At 40.8% G+C, this 2,292-nt stretch carries 4 protein-coding genes and 1 pseudogene; 4 read left to right on the forward strand and 1 reads right to left on the reverse strand.

Annotated features, from left to right (window positions below; genetic code table 11):
• Positions 1 to 249: PEP-CTERM sorting domain-containing protein (locus F6K37_RS38795; protein ID WP_287256522.1), on the forward strand; the 249-nt coding region annotated here is incomplete at its 5' end.
• Between the two features lie 238 nt (positions 250 to 487).
• Entirely contained in the window at positions 488 to 742 is a 255-nt protein-coding gene (locus F6K37_RS38800; RefSeq protein WP_287256525.1) for a hypothetical protein, read from the forward strand.
• A 373-nt stretch (positions 743 to 1,115) separates the two neighbouring features.
• Here F6K37_RS38800 and F6K37_RS38805 read toward each other — a convergent pair whose 3' ends face one another.
• Entirely contained in the window at positions 1,116 to 1,301 is a 186-nt protein-coding gene (locus F6K37_RS38805) for a hypothetical protein (RefSeq protein ID WP_287256526.1), read from the reverse strand.
• Here F6K37_RS38805 and modA point away from each other — a divergent pair.
• Positions 1,234 to 2,079, forward strand: coding sequence for a molybdate ABC transporter substrate-binding protein (gene modA, locus F6K37_RS38810; RefSeq protein ID WP_502887816.1), 846 nt, complete (start codon positions 1,234 to 1,236; stop codon positions 2,077 to 2,079). The two genes, F6K37_RS38805 and modA, sit on opposite strands and share 68 nt — an antisense overlap.
• Before the next feature lie 14 nt (positions 2,080 to 2,093).
• Positions 2,094 to 2,292: pseudogene (locus F6K37_RS38815) on the forward strand (molybdate ABC transporter permease subunit); the annotation flags it as partial.

Raw genomic sequence — 2,292 nt, forward strand, 5'->3', positions numbered from 1 at the left:
GACTCAGTCTTCTTTCCTCCAACTATCTATGTTGATCTCAATCCTAATTTTAGCGAAACTATCACCAACCTTCCCTCAAACTGGGTTGATGTTGATCCCAATCCTAATTTTAGCGAAACTATCACCAGCATTAATAAAGTTCCCTCAAACTTGGTTAATCCAGCAAGTGTACCTGAACCTGCTTCTGGATTAGCACTACTGGGACTTAGTGCTTTAGGTGCTGGTTCATTGTTTAGAAAAAATAAATAATTAAGAGCACCAAGTAAAAAGTTTATCTGTAAAGGTAGGCAACATAGAACAGGTCTATCGTTAAAATTAATACAAAAAAAAGCGATCGCATAATCTTTGCGATGCTCTGAAAGAGCCGCTACGCGATCGCTTTTTTTTTACCCTTAAAATAACCCCCAAAAAAATTATAAAAACCCCTTGACAAATTAATACTATAATCATTACAATAATCATATAAACAAAATTCAACTCTTGAGCTATGTCGCAAGAATTTATCCCTAACCCCGACAATAATCCTGAACATCCAATTCCTGGCATTAATCTTGAAGATCTTTTCCCAAAAGAACAACCTGTTCAGCACATTTTAAAGGGGCCTCGTCAAGCAGTAACTAATAGTATTCATACCCTCTCTGCCATGGGCTACGCACAGGCTTCCGAGTGGAGTCCTCTGCAACCTACCGGCATGCCAGGGGAGGTGATTACTATCATCACTAAGTATTGGATGCTGCGTTAACACGTTAGTTTCTGGGGGGTTTCCCCCCCCCTTGGGCAAAGGCTCCGGTCTGATAAAATAGGATCATTTCTCGATGGGTTCGGGAACTGAGTGACATAGCGATGCAGCGCGGTCTTGGGGGTTTCCCCCATGAGCGACTGCATCAAGAGAGCGATTTAACTCCACTTACTGTGGACTTGAAATAGCCGTGGACATGATTTATACGGCTATTTTTTTTGTTGTTAAGGGGAGCATGTCAATTTTGTTAATCCCTGATTTAGATCCCCCTAAATCCCCCTTAATAAGGGGGACTTTTGAATCTAATTCCCCCCTTTTTTAAGGGGGGCTAGGGGGGATCTATTTACCTAATTACAAAGGTGACATGCTCCCGTTGTTAAGTATCTAATTGGGTAGGGAGTAGGGAATCGGGAATCGGGAGTCGGGAATCGGGAATAAAATTTAAATGAACCTCGCGCTTACTAAAAAGCGCTATAACTCTACTACTCAGTTTTATGGTTAAATCCCTAATTAGATCATGGTTTCTGTGCTTAAGTCTATCCTTAGTTTTAGTAGCTTGCAATGCTCCTACTCTTAACAATCAACAGCCAGAAGTGGTGAGCCTAACGGTATCAGTGGCTGCTAGCTTACAAGATGCGATGAAAGCTATCAAAGTACTCTACACTAAGGAAACACCAGATGTTACTATTATTTATAACTTTGCATCCTCTGGTTCGTTGCAGCAACAAATCGAACAGGGAGCGCCAGTGGATATTTTTATATCAGCAGCTCCGAAACAGATGAATGCTCTGGAATCTAAGGGGCTTTTACTAGAGCGATGCAGCGCGGTCTTGGGGGAAACCCCCATGAGCGACTGCATCAAGAAAGGTACAAGGCAAAGTCTTATTACTAATCAGGTAGTTTTAGTTACTCCTAAAGACGAGAATGGTATCTCTAATTTTAAGGACTTAAGGTCTGATAACATCAGTAAAATAGCCATGGGAGACCCGGAAAGTGTACCAGCTGGACAGTATGCTAAGGAAGTTCTCAATACTCTTAATTTGTTTGATAAGCTCAAACCCAAGTTGGTTTTTGGCAAAGATGTTCGCCAAGTTCTATCTTATGTGGAAACAGGTAATGTGGATGCTGGATTGGTGTATGCAACAGATGCTAAACTATCAAACCAAGTTAAAATAGTTGCTACTGCTCCGCCAGAGTCTTACTCCCGGATTATCTACCCAGTAGCGGTATTGAAGGAGTCTAAAAACCCTGATCATGCTAACCAGTTTGTACAGTTTATTATGAGTGATTCAGCTAAAACGGTATTTTTGATGTATGGGTTTACTATGGTTGATAATTGACAATTAACTAACCTATGGAAGATTTATCTCCTTTATGGATTTCCATAAAAACTGCTGGCTTGGCTACTATCTTTGCTTTCTTTCTAGGAATTACAGTAGCGGGCTGGATGTTTAGCTATCGAGGGAAAGGTAAAGGAATTATTGATAGTATCTTAACCCTTCCGATAGTGCTACCGCCTACAGTAGTTGGCTTTTTATTACTGTTGTTACTAG

The organism is Moorena sp. SIO4E2 (genome assembly GCF_010671945.1).
In the GTDB taxonomy this organism is placed as follows: domain Bacteria; phylum Cyanobacteriota; class Cyanobacteriia; order Cyanobacteriales; family Coleofasciculaceae; genus Moorena; species Moorena producens.